This is a genomic window from Streptomyces sp. CA-111067, assembly GCF_050956065.1.
Lineage (GTDB): Bacteria > Actinomycetota > Actinomycetes > Streptomycetales > Streptomycetaceae > Actinacidiphila.
This window is the reverse complement of sequence record NZ_CP192103.1, coordinates 6653955-6674991: the sequence shown is the minus strand read 5'-3', so window position 1 is coordinate 6674991 and position 21037 is coordinate 6653955. Positions and strand designations below refer to the sequence as shown.

At 70.1% G+C, this 21037-nt stretch carries 21 protein-coding genes and 1 tRNA gene; 7 read left to right on the top strand and 15 right to left on the bottom strand.

Annotated features, from left to right (window positions below; genetic code table 11):
- Positions 1-140: 140 nt before the first annotated feature.
- From thrC to ACQPW6_RS29595, 5 genes are all read right to left on the bottom strand, one after another.
- On the bottom strand, positions 141-1232 hold the full coding sequence (gene thrC / locus ACQPW6_RS29615; RefSeq protein ID WP_433892756.1) for a threonine synthase: 1092 nt from the start codon (positions 1230-1232) through the stop codon (positions 141-143).
- Between the two features lie 7 nt (positions 1233-1239).
- A complete protein-coding gene (locus tag ACQPW6_RS29610) occupies positions 1240-2535 on the bottom strand; it encodes a homoserine dehydrogenase (RefSeq protein WP_433892755.1) in 1296 nt (431 codons plus the stop codon).
- Positions 2536-2731: 196 nt separating this feature from the next.
- On the bottom strand, positions 2732-4123 hold the full coding sequence (gene lysA / locus ACQPW6_RS29605) for a diaminopimelate decarboxylase (RefSeq protein ID WP_433892754.1): 1392 nt from the start codon (positions 4121-4123) through the stop codon (positions 2732-2734).
- Between the two features lie 193 nt (positions 4124-4316).
- Entirely contained in the window at positions 4317-5387 is a 1071-nt protein-coding gene (nrtL, locus tag ACQPW6_RS29600; RefSeq protein ID WP_433892753.1) for an ArgS-related anticodon-binding protein NrtL, read from the bottom strand.
- A gap of 152 nt (positions 5388-5539) precedes the next feature.
- A complete protein-coding gene (locus ACQPW6_RS29595) occupies positions 5540-5965 on the bottom strand; it encodes a response regulator (protein ID WP_433892752.1) in 426 nt (141 codons plus the stop codon).
- A 216-nt stretch (positions 5966-6181) separates the two neighbouring features.
- Here ACQPW6_RS29595 and ACQPW6_RS29590 point away from each other — a divergent pair.
- Positions 6182-6253 (top strand) — tRNA-Arg (locus ACQPW6_RS29590).
- Between the two features lie 237 nt (positions 6254-6490).
- On the opposite strand, the gene ACQPW6_RS29585 is transcribed toward ACQPW6_RS29590, so the two are convergent.
- From ACQPW6_RS29585 to ACQPW6_RS29565, 5 genes are all read right to left on the bottom strand, one after another.
- Complete coding sequence (locus ACQPW6_RS29585) at positions 6491-7867, bottom strand: tyrosine-type recombinase/integrase (RefSeq protein WP_433892751.1); 1377 nt, start codon at positions 7865-7867, stop codon at positions 6491-6493.
- The gene (locus ACQPW6_RS29580; protein ID WP_433892750.1) at positions 7864-8103 is read right to left on the bottom strand and encodes a helix-turn-helix transcriptional regulator; all 240 of its coding nucleotides are present in this window, start codon (positions 8101-8103) and stop codon (positions 7864-7866) included. The genes ACQPW6_RS29585 and ACQPW6_RS29580 overlap by 4 nt, the downstream gene beginning before the upstream one ends.
- Positions 8104-9092: 989 nt before the next feature.
- Positions 9093-9410: a DUF397 domain-containing protein gene (locus ACQPW6_RS29575; protein ID WP_433892749.1), complete on the bottom strand. Its 318-nt coding sequence runs from the start codon at positions 9408-9410 to the stop codon at positions 9093-9095.
- 11 nt (positions 9411-9421) lie between these two features.
- Positions 9422-9631 carry a DUF397 domain-containing protein gene (locus ACQPW6_RS29570; protein WP_433892748.1) on the bottom strand — a complete coding sequence of 70 codons (210 nt, stop codon included), beginning with the start codon at positions 9629-9631 and terminating at the stop codon, positions 9422-9424.
- 11 nt (positions 9632-9642) lie between these two features.
- The gene (locus ACQPW6_RS29565; RefSeq protein WP_433892747.1) at positions 9643-10518 is read right to left on the bottom strand and encodes a helix-turn-helix domain-containing protein; all 876 of its coding nucleotides are present in this window, start codon (positions 10516-10518) and stop codon (positions 9643-9645) included.
- A gap of 292 nt (positions 10519-10810) precedes the next feature.
- On the opposite strand from ACQPW6_RS29565, the gene ACQPW6_RS29560 reads away from it, so the two are divergent.
- The gene (locus tag ACQPW6_RS29560) at positions 10811-11308 is read left to right on the top strand and encodes an ATP-binding protein (protein ID WP_433892746.1); all 498 of its coding nucleotides are present in this window, start codon (positions 10811-10813) and stop codon (positions 11306-11308) included.
- 167 nt (positions 11309-11475) lie between these two features.
- Here ACQPW6_RS29560 and ACQPW6_RS29555 read toward each other — a convergent pair whose 3' ends face one another.
- The 3 genes from ACQPW6_RS29555 to ACQPW6_RS29545 all read right to left on the bottom strand — a co-directional run bounded on the left by ACQPW6_RS29555 (position 11476) and on the right by ACQPW6_RS29545 (position 13692).
- Positions 11476-11961 (bottom strand): SAM-dependent methyltransferase, encoded by a 486-nt coding sequence (locus ACQPW6_RS29555; protein WP_433892745.1) that lies wholly within the window; start codon positions 11959-11961, stop codon positions 11476-11478.
- A gap of 126 nt (positions 11962-12087) precedes the next feature.
- Positions 12088-13245, bottom strand: coding sequence for a helix-turn-helix domain-containing protein (locus ACQPW6_RS29550; RefSeq protein WP_433892744.1), 1158 nt, complete (start codon positions 13243-13245; stop codon positions 12088-12090).
- 6 nt (positions 13246-13251) lie between these two features.
- On the bottom strand, positions 13252-13692 hold the full coding sequence (locus ACQPW6_RS29545) for an NUDIX hydrolase (protein WP_433892743.1): 441 nt from the start codon (positions 13690-13692) through the stop codon (positions 13252-13254).
- Positions 13693-13854: 162 nt separating this feature from the next.
- Here ACQPW6_RS29545 and ACQPW6_RS29540 point away from each other — a divergent pair, with 162 nt between their 5' ends.
- The 5 genes from ACQPW6_RS29540 (at position 13855) to ACQPW6_RS29520 (ending at position 18782) form a co-directional block, all read left to right on the top strand.
- The gene (locus ACQPW6_RS29540; protein ID WP_433892742.1) at positions 13855-14655 is read left to right on the top strand and encodes a TauD/TfdA family dioxygenase; all 801 of its coding nucleotides are present in this window, start codon (positions 13855-13857) and stop codon (positions 14653-14655) included.
- 263 nt (positions 14656-14918) lie between these two features.
- Positions 14919-16100 carry a phosphotransferase gene (locus ACQPW6_RS29535; RefSeq protein WP_433892741.1) on the top strand — a complete coding sequence of 394 codons (1182 nt, stop codon included), beginning with the start codon at positions 14919-14921 and terminating at the stop codon, positions 16098-16100.
- Positions 16040-17008: a lactate/malate family dehydrogenase gene (locus ACQPW6_RS29530; protein ID WP_433892740.1), complete on the top strand. Its 969-nt coding sequence runs from the start codon at positions 16040-16042 to the stop codon at positions 17006-17008. The genes ACQPW6_RS29535 and ACQPW6_RS29530 overlap by 61 nt, the downstream gene beginning before the upstream one ends.
- The gene (locus ACQPW6_RS29525; protein ID WP_433892739.1) at positions 17005-18144 is read left to right on the top strand and encodes a hypothetical protein; all 1140 of its coding nucleotides are present in this window, start codon (positions 17005-17007) and stop codon (positions 18142-18144) included. The genes ACQPW6_RS29530 and ACQPW6_RS29525 overlap by 4 nt, the downstream gene beginning before the upstream one ends.
- Positions 18145-18326: 182 nt before the next feature.
- Positions 18327-18782: a helix-turn-helix domain-containing protein gene (locus ACQPW6_RS29520; protein WP_433892738.1), complete on the top strand. Its 456-nt coding sequence runs from the start codon at positions 18327-18329 to the stop codon at positions 18780-18782.
- Between the two features lie 15 nt (positions 18783-18797).
- Here ACQPW6_RS29520 and ACQPW6_RS29515 read toward each other — a convergent pair whose 3' ends face one another.
- A complete protein-coding gene (locus ACQPW6_RS29515) occupies positions 18798-19511 on the bottom strand; it encodes a 2'-5' RNA ligase family protein (protein WP_433892737.1) in 714 nt (237 codons plus the stop codon).
- Positions 19447-21000, bottom strand: a complete 1554-nt coding sequence (locus ACQPW6_RS29510; protein WP_433892736.1) for a helix-turn-helix domain-containing protein — start codon at positions 20998-21000, stop codon at positions 19447-19449. Before ACQPW6_RS29510 ends, ACQPW6_RS29515 begins: the two co-directional genes overlap by 65 nt.
- Between the last annotated feature and the right edge of the window lie 37 nt (positions 21001-21037).

Here is a 21037-nt window from a genome sequence, read left to right as displayed (position 1 = left end):
AAGGAAGGTTCCCCCGCGACATAGGGCGCACGAACAGCGCGCGATGCGTGTCGCTTGCAGCGCGTGCGCCCCGCCGGCCGGGCTCGCCCTGCCCGGCCCCCAGGTTTTCCCCCCGGGCGCGGGCAGCGGGCCGGGGAGTGTCAGACCAGGCCCAGGCTCCGGGCGGCGGCGTCCGGGTCGACCGCTACCGTGATGGGACGCGGGGCGCCCGCGACCGCCCAGTCGGGGTCCTTGAGGCCGTTGCCGGTGACCGTGCAGACGATGCGCTGGCCGGGATCGACCTTGCCCTCGTCCACCGCCTTGAGCAGCCCCGCGACCGAGGCCGCCGACGCCGGCTCCACGAAGACGCCCTCGCGCGCCGCCAGCAGGCGGTAGGCGGACAGGATCTGACGGTCGGTCACCGCCTCGATCACTCCGCCGGACTCGTCGCGCGCGGCGACCGCGTACTCCCAGGACGCCGGGTTGCCGATCCGGATCGCCGTCGCGATCGTCTGCGGCTGCCGCACCGGCGCCCCGTTGACGATCGGCGCGGACCCGGACGCCTGGAAGCCCCACATCCGCGGCTTGCGGGTGGACATCCCGTCCGCCGCGTACTCCCGGTAGCCCTTCCAGTAGGCCGTGATGTTGCCCGCGTTGCCGACCGGCAGCACGTGCACGTCGGGCGCGTCGCCGAGCGCGTCGACCACCTCGAACGCCGCGGTCTTCTGCCCCTCGATCCGGGCCGGGTTGACCGAGTTCACCAGCGCGACCGGGTACTTCTCGCTGAGCGCGCGGGCCAGTTCGAGGCAGTCGTCGAAGTTGCCGTCCACCTGGAGGATCCGGCTGCCGTGCACGAGCGCCTGGCCCATCTTGCCGAGCGCGATCTTGCCCTGCGGCACGAGCACCGCGCAGACCATCCCGGCCCGCACCGCGTAGGCCGCGGCCGACGCCGAGGTGTTGCCGGTGGACGCGCAGATGACCGCCTGGGCGCCCTCCTCCTTGGCCCGGGAGATCGCCATCGTCATCCCGCGGTCCTTGAACGACCCGGTCGGATTCGCCCCCTCGACCTTGAGGTAGACGTCGCAGCCGGTCCGCTCGGACAGCAGCTGCGCCGGAACCAGCGGGGTGCCACCCTCCAGCAGCGTGACCACCGGGGTGTCCGCGGCGACCGGCAGCCGGTCCCGGTACTCCTCGATGATGCCGCGCCACTGGTGGGTGCCCGACATTCGGGCGCTGTCGATGGTTGCGTTCATAGCGGGTTTACTCCCCTTCAACACGCATGATGCTGGCGACGCCGCGTACGGTGTCGAGTTTCCGCAGACTGGACACGGTCGCCGACAGGGCGGCGTCCGACGCGCGATGGGTGACCACGACGAGGGACGCCTCGCCGTTCTTTCCCCGCTGCTGCCGCACCGTGTCGATCGACACGTCGTGCTCGGCGAACACCGTGGCGACCTGCGCGAGGACGCCCGGTTTGTCCGCCACGTCCAGGCTGATGTGGTAGCGCGTCACCACATCGCCCATCGGGCTCACCGGCAGCCGCGCGTACGCGGACTCGCCGGCTCCGGTGGTCTGCGCCAGCTTGTTGCGGCAGGCCGCCACCAGGTCGCCGAGAACGGCGGAGGCGGTGGGTGTGCCGCCCGCGCCGGGTCCGTAGAACATCAGCCGCCCGGCCGCCTCCGCCTCGACGAAGACGGCGTTGTACGCCTCGCGGACGGACGCCAGCGGGTGGCTGAGCGGGATCATCGCCGGGTGCACCCTGACCGTCACGGAGCGGCCGTCGGCCTTGCGCTCGCAGATGGCGAGCAGTTTGACCGTGCAGCCCATCCTGCGCGCCGAAGCGATGTCCGCGGCCGTGACCTCCGTCACACCCTCGCGGTGCACGTCCTGGATGGTGACCCGGGTGTGGAAGGCGATGCCGGCCAGGATCGCGGCCTTGGCCGCGGCGTCGAAGCCCTCCACGTCGGCGGTCGGGTCCGCCTCGGCATAACCGAGCGCCGTGGCCTCGTCCAGCGCCTCGCTGTAGCCGGCGCCGGTGGAATCCATCCGGTCGAGGATGAAGTTCGTGGTGCCGTTGACGATGCCGAGCACCCGGTCCACCTTGTCGCCGGCCAGCGACTCGCGCAGCGGCCTGATCAGCGGGATCGCGCCGGCGACCGCGGCCTCGTAGTACAGGTCCACACCGTACTCGACGGCCTTGGCGTGCAGGCTGGCGCCGTCGGCGGCCAGCAGCGCCTTGTTCGCCGACACCACGGAGGCGCCGTGCTCGAACGCGGTGGTGATCAGCGTGCGGACCGGCTCGATGCCGCCGATGACCTCGACCACGACGTCGATGTCGCCGCGTTTGACCAGCGCGGTGGCGTCGGTGGTGAGCAGCTCGGCGGGCACGCCCGCGCGGACCTTGTTGGGGCGGCGGACGGCGATCCCGGCCAGCTCGATCGGCGCGCCGATCCGGGCGGCGAGGTCGTCCGCCTGGGCCGTCATGATGCGCGTGACCTCCGTGCCGACCGTGCCGCAGCCCAGCAGGGCCACCTTCAGCGGACGCGTACGCATCATCCGACCTCGTTTCTCGTACTGCTCTTCTTCTCGTGCGACTTCTCGTGCGGCCCCCGGCGGCATGAGGAGCCGCGGGACCTGTGCCGGACCAGTCTCACGCACCGGATGGGAGAAGCCACGTCTTGTCCGGATCGCGAGACTGGCCGTCCGGACGGTGAATCTTTGCGTCCGAGGAGCGATCGCGCGGTGATTCGGATCAGCCGACGTCCAGGCGCAGCAGATCCTCCTCGGTCTCCCGGCGGACGATCACCCGGGCCCGGCCGTCGGCGACGGCCACCACCGGCGGGCGCAGCGCGTGGTTGTAGTTGCTCGCCATGGAACGGCAGTACGCGCCGGTGGCCGGCACCGCGAGCAGGTCGCCCGGCGCCAGGTCGGCCGGCAGGAACGCGTCCTTGACCACGATGTCGCCGCTCTCGCAGTGCTTGCCCACCACCCGGCTGAGCATCGGCTCCGCGTCGCTGCGCCGCGATACCAGCGCCACGGTGTACTCGGCGTCGTAGAGCGCGGTGCGGATGTTGTCCGACATCCCGCCGTCGATGCTGACGTACGTCCGCAGCCCCTCCAGCGGCTTGACGGTGCCGACCTCGTACAGCGTGAACGCCGTCGGCCCGACGATGGCCCGGCCCGGCTCCACCGACAGGCGCGGCACGCTCAGCCGCGCCGCTTCACACTCACGGGTGACGATCTCGCCTAGCGACTTGGCGATCTCCTGCGGCTCGCGCGGGTCGTCGTCGGGCGTGTACGCGATGCCGAGGCCGCCGCCGAGGTCGATCTCCGGCAGCTGCACGCCGTGCTCGTCGCGGATCTCGGCGAGCAGCGAGACCACCCGGCGGGCGGCCACCTCGAAGCCGGCCATGTCGAAGATCTGCGAGCCGATGTGGCTGTGGATGCCGACCAGTTCGAGGCTCTCCAGCATCAGCACCCGGCGGACCGCCTCGGCCGCCTGGCCGTCGGCCAGCGCGAGCCCGAACTTCTGGTCCTCGTGCGCGGTGGCGATGAACTCGTGGGTGTGCGCCTCCACGCCGACCGTCACCCGGATCTGCACCGGCTGCCGCCGCCCGTGCCGCTGCGCGACCGCCGCGACCCGGGCGATCTCCTGGAACGAGTCGAGCACGATCCGCCCGACGCCCGCGGTGACCGCGCGCTCGATCTCCGCGGTCGACTTGTTGTTGCCGTGCAGCGCGATCCGCTCGGCGGGCATGCCCGCGTCGAGCGCCACGGCCAGCTCGGTGCCGGAGCAGACGTCGAGATTCAGCCCCTCCTCGTACAGCCACTTCACGACGGCCCGGGACAGGAACGCCTTGCCCGCGTAGAAGACGTCCGCCTCGTGCCCGAAGGCGGCCCGCCAGGCGCGGCAGCGGGCCCGGAAGTCCTCCTCGTCCAGGAAGTACGCGGGGGTGCCGAACTCCTCGGCGAGCGTGCGGACGTCGAGGCCGCCGATCTCGGCCGCGCCGTCGTCGTTGCGGGTGACGGTGCGGGACCAGACGCGGGCGTCGAGCTCGTTGAGGTCGGCGGGCGGGGCGGCGTAGTGGCCCTCGGGGAGCACGTCGGCGTGACGGGGGCCTGCGGGGTGTGCGGAGCGGCTCACGGTGTCGTCTTTCTTGTATGGGGCGTTTCTTGTGCGGGGCGTTTCTTGTGCGGGGCGTTTCTTGTGCGGGGCGCTTCTTGTGCGGGGCGTGCGGGCGGCGGCTTCTCGGGGGGGGTCGCGAGCGGGGTCGCGGGGGGTTCGCGGGGGCGTGCCCGGGGCGGGCGGCCCGGCGTTCCAGAGCCGGCGGTCGTCGTCAGAGGTGGGCGGGGGCGCTGATGCCGAGCAGGTGCAGGCCGTTGGCGAGCACGATGCCGGTCGCGTCGGCGAGGCGGATCCGGGAGGCGTGCACGGCCGAGGGTTTCTCGTCGCCTTTGGGCAGCGCCGGACACTCGTCCTGGAACCGCAGGTAGGCGTCGGCCAGCCGTTCCAGGTGTCGGGCGAGCCGGTCGGGCGCGCGGCGGCGGGCGGCGGTCTCGATGATCCGCGGGAAGTCCGCGATCAGGCCGAGGAGTTCGGTCTCGGCCGGGTGGTGGTACGGGGTGCCGTCCGGATCCTCCGGCGCCTCGATGTCCACGCCCAGGTCGTGGGCGTTGCGGAGCAGGGCCCTGGTCCGGGCGTGAGCGTAGCGGAGCCGGAAGAGGGGGTTGCTCTCGCGCTGGCTGAGCAGGCGGGCGAGGTCGGCGGGCGCGGGGAGGGGGTCCTCGGCGGGCGGGCGGAGCAGGGCCCAGCGGGTGGCGTCGGGGCCGAGGGGGGTGGTGGGGGTGTGGGGGGGTTCTGCCGGCGCGTCGGTCACGTGGGCGTCGGGGGCGCCGGCGGCGTGGCGGAGGTTGCGGGTGGCCTCGGCGAGGAGGCGGGGGCGGAGGGCGGGGTACGGGTTTTCGTCGGGGCCGGGGCCCGGGCCGGGGTCGAGCGCCGGCTCGGAGTAGGGCTCGGTATCAGCCTCGGGCTCGACCTCGACCTCGGGCTCGGCGAAGAGGCCGTCGCTGTGACCGTACTCACCGCGCTGGGCGCGGACCTGCCGGACGACGTCGCCGTACGCGCGGGCGTTGAGCGTGATGTTCAGGAACCCGGGCCCGGCGATCTCCACGAGCGCGATCCCGGGTTCGCGGCTGAGCCACGGCTTGAGGATCTCGGCGACCTGCCGCGGCGTACGCCCGGCGGGCCCGGCGAGCTGCAACGCCACGTTCGTCGCGTAGTCCCCGCACCCCGGCCGCGGCGGCCGCTGCACCACGACCCGCTCCGGCACCGCCACCCGCAGCTCCCGCGCGGCGACGGCACGGCGCACCGTACTGAGCACGGTGCGGGACAGCTCGGCAGGAGTCACGCACAAAGCCTAGGCGAGGCCGGCCCCGGTCCGGCGACCGGTTTTCCCGGCAGGTCGGGGGATACGGGAGTAGTCGGACGGTTCGGGACGCGGGGCGCAGCGAGGACCCCGGCCCGAACGGCAGCCCGGGCAGCCGGGCGACGGGGCGTGGGCTACGCCTGACCGGGGGCGGCGGCGGCCTGGCCGCGGGGCTCGGGAGGAAGGGGCCCGCGCCCGACGAGCCGGCGTACGGTCTCGACGAGGTCGGCGGGCTCGAAGGGTTTCGCGAGGTAGGCGTCGACGCCGGCGGGCCCGCCGGTGCCCTCGGGAAGCTGCCCGGCGCTGACCATGACGATCCCGACCTCCCGGGTTCGCGGGTCGCCACGCAGCCGGGCGGCGGTCCGTACCCCGTCCAGCCGGGGCATCACGACATCGAGCGTGACGACATCAGGCCGCACGCTGTGCACGATCTCCAGGCACTCGGCACCATCAGCCGCGGTCACGACCTCGAAGCCCTCCAGCTCCAGGTTGACCCTGATCAGTTGCCGAATCACCTTGTTGTCGTCCACAACAAGCACCCGGCCGGACGCACCCGTCACACCCCGAAGACTAGGCGGACCCCCCTCGATGCGTCCGCGTTTTGCCCATTTCTCCCCCACGACGAGTGAACCCCCGCCTCCCACCCCCCACCCGCCCACTCCCCCACCACCAAACCCCACCCCCCAACCACCCCCGCCACCCCGGCAAAAACCCCGTACACCCCCACCCTCCCCAAGCTGGTAGTGTTCTCCCCGTCGCCCCACCAGGGCCGATACGCCCCCGTAGCTCAGGGGATAGAGCAACGGCCTCCGGAGCCGTGTGCGCAGGTTCGAATCCTGCCGGGGGCACCTCCGACTTCTCGCAGGTCAGGTGCCTAGAAGACCCTCTGATCAGGCAAAACGTCTGATCGGAGGGTTTTTACTTGGGCAGCAGGTTTAGGCCACTACAGGCACCCAAAGGCACCTCCAGGCCGGACCGCGTGACGCATTTGTGACGCGAAATCGCGGCACGGTTCACCACCGGACCCAGAACGGGGCGCGGCCCCGGACGGGTGTCCGGGGCCGCAGCGGGTCGTTCGGAGGGGGCTAGTTGTACTCGTCCAGCAGGGCCTCGATGCGCTGGTTGGCGATCTCGCGCCTGCCGTAAAGGCACTTAGCGTAACGAGCGAGGAGAACCTCGACGCTGTTGCCGGCCCGCTCGGCGACCTCGGTCGGGTCGACTCCGGCGTTCAGCCACGTGGACAGGGCCGAGTGCCGCAGGTCGTAGGGACGGTGGGCCAGCGGGGACCGCACCAGGCGCGGTGGCAGCCCGAACTCCCTTGCCTCGTGCCAGACCCGGTCGTAGGTGGAGGAGCCCAGGACACCGCGGCGCTCGTTGAAGAACAGCCGGCCGTCCTCCGCCACGCCGTGCGTGCGGATACTCTCCTTCAAGATCACCACCAGCCGGGGCGGCAGCGGCACCACCCGGGTGTCCTCCGCCGCCCGGTTCTTCAACCCCCGGTCGTCATGGACCTCACCCGTATCGGTCCACCGCTTGCCCGCCGTCGGACGGGTCCGGTGCAGGGTCGCACTGCCCCACCCGCGCGCCGGCAGAGTGCAGTCGTCCTCGGACAGCCCGATGGCCTCCGCCGGGCGGAGCCCCGCGTAGTACATGGCGCCGAACAGCCCCACCAGGCGCCGCCCCCGGGCCCGGTGATAGCCGCCCACGTAGGAGACGGCCGTCAGCAGCGAGACGGCCTGCGCGGGGTTGGCCACCACCCGGGGATCGACCTCGGTGGCCACCTTCGGCTTCTCCCACTTCACGCCGTGCACCGGGTTCTCCGCGAAGTCCCCCCGGTCCACCGCGTAGTTCAGGGCAGCCACGAAGGTCTTCCGCTTGCGGCGCGCCGTCGCCCCCGCAGCCGCCTTCCCGTCCAGCCGCAGCTTGAAGGAGTCCAGCACCTCCCGCACCACCACCGGCTCCTTCACCTCCGCCAGCGGCCGGGACGCCTTCGCCACCCAGCCCAGCACCCGGACAACCTCCGGCGGAAGCTCCCGCTCACCCGGCCCGGGCAGAACGAACGCCCACTCACGCAGGGCATGCTGCAGCGCCGCATCGCTGGGACGCCCCGGCGTGTCCCGCAGCAGCGCCTTAGTCGCCTCCGTGAGCCCCTCGTTGATCTCGTCCCGGTAATTCGGGGACACGTGCGGCCATCGCAGCGCCAGATACGTAAGGGCGAACTCGTACCACGAGACGTCGGCGGCCTTCTCCTCCAGGGAGGGCGGAAGGCCGGTGGCGGTGTCGAATTCCTCACCGTCCCGCATGGCCTGACGCAGCTTCCCCTGATATGCCTCCGCCAGCCCCTTGGTGCGCGCAGTGTACGAAAACGGCTTGCCCGCCACCTTCCAACGTAGCCGGAAAGACGGCTTCTTACGCCGTTCGTCGTGCTGGATACCAAACACCCGCACATCCGTTGTTCTCAAGCAGCAGCCTCCTCATGATCATTCAGCCAGGACTCCACATCGCCCTGGCGCATCCGCAACTGCCCGTTCGGCAGCTTGATCGCCTGCGGCGCGGTGCCCAGCTCGCGCCACCGGTTGAACGTCCGGCGGGACACCCCGACCAGCTCCAAGAACTCCTCCACCGTCACCAGACCGCCCGTACGGCGTCCCTCGTCGTGCCGCTCAGGTGTGCTCCACCCCTTCCGGGAGCCGGCCATCGCCCACGTCCTTCCTGCATCGGGATCACAGAGCGCCCGCCTCGGATCCACCGCCAAGCAGCCGGAACGGGACGACAACAATGATCCGCAGAAAACGCGTTTTGCCTGACGGCATTTTCTGGGCTATAAGGCACGGCGAACCCTCATCCACCCGGGCCCTGAACCCGTCATGACGCCGCGTGAGCGTGCGGACGAGCAGCGGTCACGGTCCAGGAGCCAAGGGACGACGCCTCTCCCCCCAAGTAGCTAGATCACATACCTGGCAACCATTTTTTTCTCGCCGAGGCAGTCCGGGCAACCGAAGGGGGCAACCATCCTTTCCACGTATAGCGCGAGACGGCTATAGCTTGACATAGACCGGCGATGGTAATCCAGTCATATGCCGGGTGAAGGTGTCTGCCGTGAGCGAATTACAGTTGCATCGAACGGAATGACGGTGAGCGGAACCTACCGGTTAGCAGCAACGCCGCGGTAAATAGGAACCTCGGCTGACTCATATTTGCCGCCGCCTTTGCGGGAGCGCCTTCCAACCGGGGTATCGGGCATGTGAACAGGAAATCTGGAGCCCGCGCAGGCAGCGCGAAGCGATACCGCGTTGCGCCTTCCGCGACCCAATGTCGACCGGCGATACGCAGCACCCAGTAGGTGAGGTACGTATTCCGGAGCGCTCCGCGGGGCCGCATACCTATCACGTGGGCGGACGCCAGCGCCGTACGGGAATGGACCGAGGAGTTTATCTCCCGAGCTGAAGCCTGCCTGGTGCGCGGACTCGACGCGCTTCCCGTTCAGACGTAGTCACTCGATTGGCGAGGGCACTTGGCGGCCCGCTGCGAAGGCCGACCCGGTCGGCAGGCACGGTCCATGATCGTCCGGTCACAACCCAGGAGCCGGAAGTGCCGTCTCGGGCCTGCAAGTGCCGCAGCATGGAACGGCCCGCCTCCCCGGATGTGGCCTGGGGGAGGCGGGCCGTCCCACGTCGGTGCCGTTGGTCAGTGTCCGAACTTGCCGCGGCTCACGTCAGCGATGAAGTGGGCGAAGGACGTCGTGTCGAACAGGAGCGCCGGGCCGCTCGGGTTCTTGGAGTCCCGGATGGCGATGCCGTAGTGGGTCGTGGTCACGTCGGCCACCTCGACGCACTGCCCTTCACTCCCTCCGCTATAGGAGGACTTCGTCCAGGCGGCCCCATCGAGGTCAGGTGCCGCGACGGAGCGCCTGCTGTTCGTTGTCACGTGTGGAGTCCTTCCGGGTACTCGTTGGGAACATCGGCTTCTTGTCGACGGTGGGTCTCTTCCGGCCCGGGACCGCATGCCGCCAAGCGTCAGACCATGCCGAGACCGTGTCCGCCGTTTCCGGAACGGACGAAATCGATGAAAGACGACCAGGCATCGGCGGGGACGACGAGCGCGGGGCCGCTTTTGTCTTTGGAGTCACGGATACCGATTATGTCGTCGAGGTTTGCGACCTCGACGCAGGAGTTGCCTTCGGCACCGCTGTGGGTGGATTTGAACCAGGCACCCTCGGGTGCCACGTCTGTGGAGTTCATTGTGTTGATGGCTTCGTCTTTCGTTCTAGTTCTTCCAGGAAGTTCGGCGTCTCGTGGGGCGCGAGTGCCGATGCCCGCAGCGCGTCGAACCTGCGGGAGAATCGCCCGACATCCGGTTTCTTGTCCGTCACCCAGGCTTGCCCGTTGACGTGATCGGCTTGGACCATCCGCCCCAGGGGGTCGTCGAGGTCCAGGAGGGCGAAGTTCTGGCTGGCGCGGTAGCCGGCGGATGCCGCTGGGAGGATCTGCACGGTGATGTGGTCCATGGCCGTGAGCCTGCTGATCTCGGCGTACTGGTCGCGCATCACGTCCGGGCCGCCGATCACGCTCCGGAGGGCGTCTTCGGCGAGGATGACCCACAGGGGCCTGGGTTCGTCGTGGGTGATGATCCGTTTGCGAAGCATCCGCAGCTCGACGTTCGCGTCGATGAACTCTGTCGTGATCTCATCGACGGTCTTGGCGCTGAGCAGGAGCCGTCGCGCGTACTCCTCAGTCTGCAGCAGGCCGAAGACGAGGTTGGGTTGCCAGGCGCTGATGGCCAGCGCGTCCGTCTCTATGCCGACGTAGTCGCGCATGCCCTTCTGGAAGTGCGGGTTGTAAGGGACCCACCACCCGGCCTGCAGTGATTCGCGGTGGATCTTGAGAAGGTTGTCGATCGTCTCGTCGTCCTGCTCGAAGAACTCCAGCAGGGTCGTCAAGTCCTTGGGGTTGGGCAGGCTGGTGCGGCCCGTTTCGACTCGCCACAGCTTCTCCTTGGAGAAGCCCAGAGCGCCGGCCACCTCGGCGATGCTGAGGCCGCGCTCCTCGCGCATCCTCTCCAAGACCTTGCCGAGATGAACTCGGCGACTCGTGGGTCCCTTCGGTGCTGCCACGTCACATCCTCCCTCAGCCGGGCACCAGGGCACCCGAGTCCAGTCCGGTCGCCACCGAGTCCGCTCTCACGGTACCGGGGCGACGGGGGCTCCACTTCAAGTCCGCCGTGCGCCTCCTACAGCACGTGCAACTGCATATACCAATGTCCGTGTAAATTGCACGCCCTATTGCACGTCAACTTTGCCATGAAGCAATCTGCTTGAGCGGCCCCGGACCAGCGAACGAGGGACCCGACGCCCACGACCCCGTGGGACCGCCTGGTGAAGAGAGCCCCGTTGAGGAGGGTCTGCGATGTCAGCGACAACCAACAGCCCCCGTACTCCGCTGTCCGCGGCGCTCCACTACGTCGATGGCATCGAGCCGCCGTTCCACATCTTCGACGCGGATGCTGGCGACACCCTCCTGCAGGACGCTCAAGGAGCGTCACTCCCCACGGAGCTGCTCCCAGGAGTGATCCGTAGGGCGGCCTGCGTTGCCGTGAAGCAGTGGGGCCTCAACCCGCTAAGAGACGATGTCGCATTGGTCGTCACCGAGCTGGTCACCAACGCGACCCGGCACGGAGGGGGCATCGTCCACTTCCGGATGTGCCACTACGCCGATGACGCCGTGCGCATCGAGGTCGTCCAGCGCTCCTGCGGTGAACCCGTCGTCCTTCGACCTCGCTGGAACCAGCAAAGCGGACGCGGCATGATCCTGATCAACGGGGTGGCCGACGCTTGGGGCGTTGGCGAGGACGGGACGACTACCTGGTGTTCCTTCGCAGCGCGTAGCGGAGGGCAACCGGAATGAACCAACTCTCGCTTGTGTGGGCTTCCCTGGCGTCAGGATCTTGCCTGGCATCAGCGCAGGTCTGCCAGAACCAGGTCATCGGCGGGCAAGACCTGATAGGCAATCCAGCAGATCACCTGTCCGGCTGCTTGGGCGGCCAGCTCGTGCGACCTTGTGCGTCGATCGGTTCAACTCTGGCTCGCGGGGTGGGTCCAGTAATTGGGCAGCATCTCGGTCACCCAGCCGGGAACGTGAACCTCGCCCTGTGGGCCCATGATTGGGAAGTAGGGGGCGAGGTCGAGGACGGGGGTGCCGTTCACCGCGTCGAAGTCGGTCACCAGGAGGTCACGGCCGTCAACGCCGAGCAGGCGCGGGTGGCTGATGGCGAGTTGGTTGGGCCGGCGGTGGTTGCGGTGGGCGAAGGTGCCGCTGATGGGCCAGGCGGGGTTGTTGCGGGGGCTGCGGGCGTGGAGCGCCACGTCGCTGGGCTGGGCGACGTGGAAGCGCCAGAGGACTTCGAGGTGCGAGAACTCCTCAAGCCCGGTCAGGGTCTCCAGCGGGAACCGCTGGTCGAGGCGGATGATCGACTCGACGCCGCCCTGGAAGTCATCGGAGGGCGTGGTGTGGCCGCCGATGACTTCGGCGATGGACTCGATCTCTATGGTCACGGACATCGCTGCTTCCTGATTGGGTCCGCAGGGTGTGCGGCGGATGAGCCCCAACCGCGTTCTGAGACTGCGTGGTTACCCGCTGCCGCGTACGACACCTACGGCTCGCTGGTCCTGCTCGCGGGCCGGGCCTCATGCGGCTATTTCCTGGCGCAGACGGTTCAGAGCTTCCTGGCCCGCGGTGGTGATGTCGGGCAGGTGCCGACCCGCTACCCGGTTGACGCGTTGGAGTTGGTGCGGCAGGCGCTGGATGGTCGCTTCATTGATGGCGGCGGTCAGCATGCCGGCGGCGCCGTGGTGATCTGCGGCGTTGAGGCGGACGTGGGCGGTGGTCACCATCGCGATGACGCGCCACTGAGGTGCCACGGTGCTGGCCGGTACCGGGTCGTTTTCGACCAGGCGTATGGCCGCCGCGGTGCGGCCGGTGGCGACCAGGCCCCGCAGCCTGACCTCGTGCAGGGCGAAGGGGTTGAACAGGCTGGTGTGCGCGACGCTGTCCAGGGACTGGTGGGCTTCGCGCACAACGCGGTCGAACAGCTCGGTGTTGCCCAGGGCACCGGCAGCACGGGCCAGGAGTGGGAGGACTGCGACTCGGGCGTCGAGGTCGGGTGCCAGGGAGGCGGCGTGGGCCAGGCGGTTGACCGCGGCTCCGCGCAGGCCGGCCTTGCGCAGCTCGTTGCCGTGCATGCGCAGGGCGTGGGAGCTGAAGGCGGGGTCGCCGAAGAAGGCGGCGATGTCCAGGGACTTGCCTGTCCAGTGGGCGGCGGTGGCCAGGCGTTCTTCTGGCAGGACGTTGCCGAGGGCGACTCCGAGTCCGACGCGGGCCTGGGCCAGGAGGTGCAGGATGTCGCGTTCGGCGTGGCCGTCGGCGACGCGGGCTTCCAGGCGGGCGACCAGCGGCCACAGTTCGGCTACCGCGTCGGTGGCGTGGCCGGAGTGGCGGGCGATTTCGGCGAGCCGGACGGTGGACTGGCCGAGCTGGAGGACGAGCTGGTGGTCGGTGTCGACGGCGGTGGTGATGCCCAGGACGTGGGGCGGCAGGCCGAGCAGCCGGCTGGCTCTGGCCAGGGATCCGGTGTCCGTCAGGATCCGTTTTCCTGTTTCCAGCAGGCTGATGTACGTCTTGTCATAGCCGAGGAGGACGCCCAGGTCGGTCTGGGTGAGACGGTTCGTCCTCCGGTACAGGCGCAGGATCTCGCTGAGGTTCCGGGTGGCGAGAACCGCCTGGCCCTCCAGGGTGGCCCAGTGCCACTGGCGTGCCGAAGCGGGCGCTCGCGGGTCCGTGGCCACGGCCGGTTACGCCCGCCCGTGCCAGGTGATGATCGACTTCTTGTATCCGTCGGGCATGACCAGCGCGGGCACGTCGCCGAGGGGATGAAGGCCCACGCGTTTGTGCTCGTGGCTGGCCACCGGCTCCTGGTAGGGGCCGAGGAGGGTGCAGCCGTAGGTGACGATGAGAACCCGCCGGCCGGGAATGGGTTCGTAGATCCACACCCCATCGTCAATGAGAGTGTCGGCTTTCACCTGCCAGCCTGTCTCTTCCAGGACCTCCCGCTCCACGGCGGCTTCCGGCGCCGTGTCGGCGCGCTCGCCGGCGTCCTGGTCGGCGATCTCCAGCCGGCCGCCGGGCAGCTCCCACTCGCCGCGCTCGTTCTCCAGCAGCAGCACGCGGCCCTCGTCGTCGAAGACGACGGCCTTGACGGACACCGGCCACAGGGGCGGCTTGTACGACGGCATGGCGGTCCTCGTGGTGCGAAACGTCTTCGGACCGTAGCACGCAGCAGGCGCCACCCGACCGGAACTGTGCGGCATCGGGAGTTGACAATCTGTCGCTTTACCCCGCCGCCAGGGCCCACCGACAGTGAGACCAACCATCCCTGCTGGCAGAGGAGTTCTGCGATGAGCCGTACGGCCGCACATAGCGACTTGTTCGCCGAGCACTACGTTGACCTGCGGGCCGAGGGCGCCGCAGCACGCGTCGCAGCCGGACTGCGGGAGCGCGGACTGGTCACGCTGGACGGCCTCAACGGCCGCGCCGCGGTACTGGAACTGGCCGCCCGCTACCTCGACGTGACTCCCCACCGCGACAGCGACCCCGACGGCCTGACCGTCCTCCACAACACGCACCAGCACGCCGGCCGTTCCGGCTTCGCCGGACTGGGCAGCGGCTCCCTGTCACCGCACACCGAGCGGTCCGGGTTGCTGTTCCCGCCCCGTCTGATGCTCGTCGCCTGCGCCCGCCCGGCCGAAGAAGGCGGCGCCAGCCTCCTGACCGACGGCCACATGGTGTACGCCGACCTCGCGTTGTCCCATCCCGACGCGGTCGAAGCCCTGTCCGAGGACTCCGCCGGCCTCTTCGGCGGCCAGGACGGCGTCCTCGCCCCGGTCTTCCGGCTCACGCCCGACCAGCAGATCACCGTACGACTCCGCCTGGACGACCTGGTGCGATGGCACCCGCTGGTCACCCGGCACATACGCGCCCTGACCGAGGCGCTCGCGCGCCACCAGCAGCCGCTGCTCCTCGACGCGGGCGAAGGCTTTCTGCTCGACAACACCCGCTGGCTTCACGCCCGCACCGCCTTCACCGGCCCCCGACGCCTGTACCGCGCGCTGGGCAACCCGCACCACTCACTCCTCCCCGAGGGTTCCGCGACCAGTTCCTTCGGCCAGGAGGCCGTTTCCGTACTCGAAACAGCCTGATGACCCCGCCCCGCGAAGACTCCCAGGTCGCCGCACCTTCCCGCGCCCGCGGCCACCGATCGAAGCGGCTTACAACAGCCCGGCCACCATTTGAGAGCGCTAGTCCTCCAGGTCCCGGCCGGCCTCCATGCCGGAACCTGCTCCCCCGGCCGCAGCAGGCCGCCTAACCGCCGTTCCCGGCAGCGGCTAACCCCACGGCCCGCTGCCGGGAACGGCCACAAAGCCCATCTGATCCCCTTCTTCTACGCGACAGGACAGCGTCCATGAACACAGCAGCAGAGGTTGACGCGATTCCGACCATGGCGGAGGTGGCCAGTTTCGCCGACGGGCAGATCATCTCTGCGGCGCAGGCGCTGTGGCCTGGCGCGGTACTGGAGTTCGGTGCCCACGTGCCGAGCGTCACTGGATACGTGCGCAGGCTGCTGGTGGGCGAGCAGGTGGTGTACGCGAAGGTCTCGCTGCTGGGGATCTCGCTGGTTTCGCTTCTGCGCGGCACGGCAGGTACCTGGCCGCAGGTGCTGGCTGCTCAGCGCGTCTACGCCCGCAGTCCCGGGGGGCTGTTGGAGCGTGAGGCCGCGCAGTTGGCGGTGCTGCACCGGGGCCGCTGGCCGCAGGTCGCACCGGTGCTCGGCTATCACCGCGGCGTTCTGTTCACCCAGGCCGTGCCCGGGGTCTCGCTGGCCGAGGTGATCCTGCACTCCCCTCAGCACAGCGGCGCTTTGATGACCGCCGCGATGGGCCGCCTGGACGGGCTTCGCCGCCGGGCCACCAGCAGGCTGGTGATCGGGGCTCCCATCGAGCGGGGTGTCCACGCCACGTTCCAGCGCAAGTTCGCCAGCGCGACGGCACCGGAGTACCTGGCCTCCCTGCAGGCAGCGTATCCGGCTGCGACCGAACTGCTTCGCGCGGCAGTCAACCGGCTCGGGGCCGATGACCGGCAGGACTGGGGCGGACGCGGGCCGACGACGGTGGTGTACGGCGATCTGAAGCCCGAGCACATCCTCTACCCCGGCCGGCCCGGCGGCGAGCCGGTCTTCCTGGACCCGGCGCTCACGCGGGACACGCCGCTGGCCGACCCCGCCAAGCTCTTATCCCGCTGTGTACTGGTGCTCCTGGCCGCCCGGCCCGGGCGGGCCGCCGCCGAGCAGGCGGCGCAAGGCTTCGCCGGCTTCGCCCAGCAGCAGACCGGACGGTTCCCCGGGCGACGCGACCAGGCACTGCGGGGCCTTTTGCGGTTGTGGGCGATGGACACCGCAAACATCATGTCCACCTACCTCGCCGCCCCCGGCGATCTGCCGCTTCCCGACCACGCCACCGCCCTGCGGGCGCGGGCGACAGCGGTGCTGGGCATCACCCACCAGATAGCCGGTGCGGTCTCTGCCCGGTGGAGTCCGGAACCGGTGCTGCTGCACGCTCTGGCCGCCGTCGTGGAGGCAGCCTCGTGATCGCCCCCGTGCGGACCGTCGGCTTAGTCGGCGCCGGCGCGGTCGGCCAGGCGGTAGCGGCGGCGCTGGTGACCGCCGGGTTTGCCCACGATTTGCTGATTGCCTCTCGCACCATCGAGCAGGCCGCCGCCCTGGCCAGCGACGCCGACGATCTGCGCAACACCATCGCCTCGCCCACTCGGCCGTCCCCCGTCACCGCGGCCGGCCTGCACACCTGTGACGCGGCGATCATGGCGGTGCGGGCGGACTTCACCAACGCCCACGCCTCCGACGTACGGATGGGCGGCCTCCTGGCGAACACCGCGCCCGTCATCGACGTGGCGGGCGCGTTGCGCGGTTTCGACGGGGTGGTCCTGGTGGTCACCAACCCGGTCGACCTGATGACGCGCCTGTTCGCGCAGGTCTCAGGATGCACCCGGGTGTACGGGATCGGCTCCAACCTCGACACCGCCCGCTACCGCCAGCTTGTCGCCGAGCACGCCCGGGTGCCCGTCGCAGCCGTCGACGGGCACGTGATCGGCGAGCACGGCGACGCCGCGGTGATCTGCGCCTCCGCCACCACCGTCCACGGCCGCCCCTACCAGCCGCACTCCTCGCACGGCATACGCCAAGCCCTGCGCCAGCGGCCTTCGCTGATCGCGGCAGGAACCGGCCGGGTGCGGGCCGGGCCGGCCGGAGCGGTGCTGTCCGCCCTGGCCAAGACCCTGGGCCTGGCCGACGGCCCCGAAAACCTCTCCGTCCCCCGCGCGGACGGCGGCCACGGAATGCCGCTGCGCTTCACAGCCGGCCGCCCCAAAGTCGTCATGCCGTCCATGACCGCGGACGAAACCGCCCAGCTCGCCGCCGCGGACAGCAAACTCCGCGCCGCCTACCAGCACATCACCCAGCACCTGGAGACCACCCGATGACCAGCCAGCCCACCGCCACCCGCCTCGGCCCTCCTGCTGCCAGCGCCACTGTCTTCTCCCGTACCCCGCAGGTCACCGACTGGGTCGCCCGCTACTTCGGCCCCTGGTGGAACGCCGAGGCCGTCGATCCCGACGGCCAGTCCCTGCCGCATCTGAGCGCGGACGTCGACCCCAAGTTGTACGAGGTGATCGCCGGCACCGTCCACCACGGGCCCACCCCGCCCGGCGAGACCCTCTACGCCAAGGCCGCCACCCACCTCACCCGGGACGCGAACGGCACCGTCCACGCCGTCTCCCCCGACGAGGGCATCGCCTACCAGGCGGACGGCGACCGCGTCACCATCGCCGGGTTGAGCCCGCAGGCCGTGTCGCTGGCCGCGTGCCGAATCGCCCGCGAAATGGTCTGGGGTCGACTCGAAGGCGACGGCTACACCCTGCTGCACACCTCCGCCGTCACCAAGGACGGCAAGGCCCTGCTGACGTTCGGCGCCAAGGGAGCGGGCAAGACCACCACCGCGCTGCTGCTCGCCGGAGGCCGCCACCTCGGGCTGCTGTCCAATGACCGTGTCTTCGCCCGCCCCGAAGCCGACGGCACCGTCACCATCCTTCCGTGGGTGGCAGCAGCCGCCGTGGGCCTGGGTCTGCTGGACGCGCTCGGCTGGTACTCAACCGTGCGCCAGCGACTCCTGGACGGCGAGGACCTGCACCCCACCCAGGACCAGCGCGTCACCGACGCGCTGAAAGCCGACCAGCGCACTCCCCTGTTCGAGACGGGCAAGCGCAGGGAAATCAAAGTCCAGTTCTTCCCCGACCAACTCCAGCGCTGGTTCGGCCTGGACCTCACCGACCGCGCCACCGCCACCGCCCTCCTGTTCCCCACCCTCAACCCGACTGCCGCTACGCCGGCGCTCACCGAGGCACACCGGGGACTGAACGACGAGGACGTCTTCACCGCCGCCACCGAGGACCGCTACCCCGACCTGCTCGGCCTGCGCTCACGCCACCACGCCGACGGGTCGGCCAACGCCACCCGACTGCGCCACGCCCTGGCCTCCCTGCCGCACCACGGGGCGGTCCTCACCCACGACGTCTCCGCCTCCGCCGACGTCCTGGTTAAGCTCGCCGACACCCTCTAACCGGTCGTCCCTGGCGCAGAATCGGCGGGCAGCTGACGGCAGGCGCCCGGACCCTGCGGCAGGTCCGGGCGCCGCCGCGTGGGGCGAAGGCCCGAGTTCCTCGCCCAGCTCTGCCTATCGGTCGGCCCTTCGCATCCAGGCGCGCCGTCAGATGGCCGGCCATACCCATGAGGAAAAGCCGAATGACGAACTCCACCACCACCGTGCCCGGGACACTTTCGGTCGGGGACGCAAAGGCACTTTCGAAGCCCGGACGTACTCATCGCCACCGACATGCCTGTTCAGGCTGCGGCGCGTATCTGAGCCGCTACAGCGACGACACACGGTGTTCGGCCTGTGCCCGCTCCGGCCCCGTTCCGGACGCGGTCTGGGCGGATCCGGCCGTCGCCGCGGCTCTGGCACGATGGGATTTTGGTGTGGTCTTCCGGCTCCTGCGGTCCGCCACCGGCATGAGCCAGAACGATCTGAGCGCGCTGACCGGCCTGAGCCAGGGCGCGATCAGCCAGATCGAAGCCGGCACCCGCCGCCTCCTGAACATCGATCGCATCCAGGCCGCGGTGCACACCCTGGGCGTGCCCGACTGGGCCTCACCATTCGCGGCCGGCACCTCCGCGCAGCGTTCACCACCAGAGGGATGAAAGGCCGCGGGTGGATCAGGTGTCGGGCAGCAGCAGCTCGTGGAGGGTTTCCCAGCGGTAGGCTCCCGCTTCGCGACGTTGCAGGACCAGTGCGGCCCGCCCGATGCAGACCGTTACCGAAGGCAGTGCCCGCAGCGTTGCGACGGCGGCCTGGATGGGGCCGGCGGGTTGGTTCCGGTGGGAGTAGGCGATGCCGATGTGGGGGCGCAGGCTTGGCGTCGGGCCGATGCCGGGCAATCCCGTTGCACGGACAGCGGTGTCGAGGTGGCGGTGGAGCCGCAGCACGGGCGTCCAGGGGGCGATGCTGTAGCGGATGGCGCCGCGGGAGCCGGCCATCGGGATGGCGTGCGCGGTGGCCGCCGGCGGCGGGTTCTGTTCGGCAAGGTCAATCAGACGGTCGATTTGCTGCTGGTCGACGTCTTCGGCCAGGCCGATACGGCCCAGGGTGAGGTGAAGGCCGGTGCGGTCGATCGGGTCAAATCCCATCCCGGCCAGGACCTGCTGGCACTGCTCCGCCTGCTCCGCGAGGTCCGGACTGGTGGTGAAGGGGATGAGCCAGTAGTAGGCGCGTGTCGCCTCCGTCCAGCCGGGCCGGTCCCAGTGGTTCGTCATCGTGTCGATGTTCTGGAAGGCGGCCCAGTCGTGGGCGGCGACCGAGGCCGGGCTATCGGGGTCTGGCGGCGGGTCGGCCGGGAACGCCGTCGGGTCGGCTGCTGGGTCGATCCGCACGTGCTGGTGCCTTCCGGTCCGTCGTTGCGATCATGGTGGCAGGTATTCCAAGGCCGGCGACCGCCGGGGTCGCCGACCAAGCCCGCAGGATCTCGCAGTAGTCCTGAGCAGCCGGCAGCGCCCCCCAGCTCTGCCTAGCACGTTGGGCAAGTTCGTGAGCGCGCCTGACGACGGACAGGATCGGCGGCCCGGCCGCCTGCGTGATAGCCGCAGCTCCCAGCTCCATGGCCTGCTCCACATCGGGCGTGTCCAGATGGGCGGTTGCCGCGTCCAGGGTGACCAGGGCACGGCTCCACGGGTCGGCCGGGTCAGCGGTGATCTGGGCGGCCAGCAGCAGGACTTGGGGGGACTCGCCCAGGGCGAGGTGGGCGGTGGCGGCGTTGGCGCGGGTGCGGGCCAAACCGTATGCGTCGAGCGAGATGCACGGTGTGAGGTCGCCGGGGACGTCGTGGCGGGCGGACAGCTCTTCGGCACGGCCGAGCGCGCGGTGCGCTGCGGTGCGCTCGCCGAGCCGAGCCAGCGCACGGGCTTGTCCGTTGGCCAGCAGGCGGATGGCTTGGGCGCTCTCGGGGGCGAGGTCGAGTCCGGTACGGGCCGCCTCCAGGGCCGCCGCGTAATTTCCGGCGTAGTAGTGGCGAAGGGAGCGGGTGCCGTGGATCCACATGATCAGGTCCAGGTCGCCGGTCTCTGTGGCCAGTGCCAGCGCCTCGGCGCTGTAGGCGTCGGACAGCAGGGGGCGGTCGGCGTTGACGGCCATATAGGCCAGCAGCCCGGCGATCTGCCCGGCCAGCCGGAACAACCCGGTGCGCAGGACCGGTGGCTGACGTCCGTCCAGCAGGCGCTGGAGCTGGCGGCGCAGCCGGACCAGCTCGGGGGCGAGAGCTGCTGGGCCCATCGTGTCGTACCTGGAAATGACGTGCTGGATGGCGGCGGAGAAGGCGGGCAGCACGCTGGGGTCGGTGTTGGTCGCCAGCGTGTCGGTGAGCCGTAGCGCCACGTCCGTCGCGGATTCCCAGTCCGCCTCCGCCGGCGCCGGTCCACGGGACACGGGTGAGATGCGGTCCGGCACGTGCAGAGCGCGGAGTACGTCGCGGACCCGGTCGATGTGGGTGAGGCGACGGGTGCCGGCTTCCAGCTGGCTGATCGTGCCCTGGCTCAGGCCCGTCAGCTCCGCCAGCGTTCCCTGGCTGATCCCGGTAGCTGCCCGCACCTGCCGGAACAGAGCGCCGAAATCCCACGCCCCCAGTGCCGCAGCCAGCCCGGGGTCTTCCCAGATTCTGGCGGGAAGGGCGCTTTCCCGGGTGCAGGCGGCGCACCGCGGCTGGTCGCTGTAGCGGCTCAGGCGCGCGCCGCAGTCCGGGCACCGGTTCTCCACGGTTTCCCTCCGGGATTCGGCGCATCGTCTACGCAGGTCACAGGCCCATTCAAAACGCAATGGGCCGATATTACTAGGTGTATTGGTTTCGTGACCGGGTTCCCGAAAGCTCATCCCCCTAAGTGAGTGGCGCACCAAGCGCCTCTCCGTT

Bases quoted from the DNA above. Each gene is read 5' to 3' on its own strand.
- thrC (WP_433892756.1), bottom strand. From the start codon at position 1,232: ATGAACGCAACCATCGACAGCGCCCGAATGTCGGGCACCCACCAGTGG.
- ACQPW6_RS29610 (WP_433892755.1), bottom strand. From the start codon at position 2,535: ATGATGCGTACGCGTCCGCTGAAGGTGGCCCTGCTGGGCTGCGGCACG.
- ACQPW6_RS29580 (WP_433892750.1), bottom strand. From the start codon at position 8,103: ATGGCCGGCTCCCGGAAGGGGTGGAGCACACCTGAGCGGCACGACGAG.
- ACQPW6_RS29575 (WP_433892749.1), bottom strand. From the start codon at position 9,410: ATGCGGTCCCGGGCCGGAAGAGACCCACCGTCGACAAGAAGCCGATGT.
- ACQPW6_RS29560 (WP_433892746.1), top strand. From the start codon at position 10,811: ATGTCAGCGACAACCAACAGCCCCCGTACTCCGCTGTCCGCGGCGCTC.
- ACQPW6_RS29555 (WP_433892745.1), bottom strand. From the start codon at position 11,961: ATGTCCGTGACCATAGAGATCGAGTCCATCGCCGAAGTCATCGGCGGC.
- ACQPW6_RS29545 (WP_433892743.1), bottom strand. From the start codon at position 13,692: ATGCCGTCGTACAAGCCGCCCCTGTGGCCGGTGTCCGTCAAGGCCGTC.
- ACQPW6_RS29540 (WP_433892742.1), top strand. From the start codon at position 13,855: ATGAGCCGTACGGCCGCACATAGCGACTTGTTCGCCGAGCACTACGTT.
- ACQPW6_RS29535 (WP_433892741.1), top strand. From the start codon at position 14,919: ATGAACACAGCAGCAGAGGTTGACGCGATTCCGACCATGGCGGAGGTG.
- ACQPW6_RS29525 (WP_433892739.1), top strand. From the start codon at position 17,005: ATGACCAGCCAGCCCACCGCCACCCGCCTCGGCCCTCCTGCTGCCAGC.
- ACQPW6_RS29520 (WP_433892738.1), top strand. From the start codon at position 18,327: ATGACGAACTCCACCACCACCGTGCCCGGGACACTTTCGGTCGGGGAC.
- ACQPW6_RS29510 (WP_433892736.1), bottom strand. From the start codon at position 21,000: ATGAGCTTTCGGGAACCCGGTCACGAAACCAATACACCTAGTAATATC.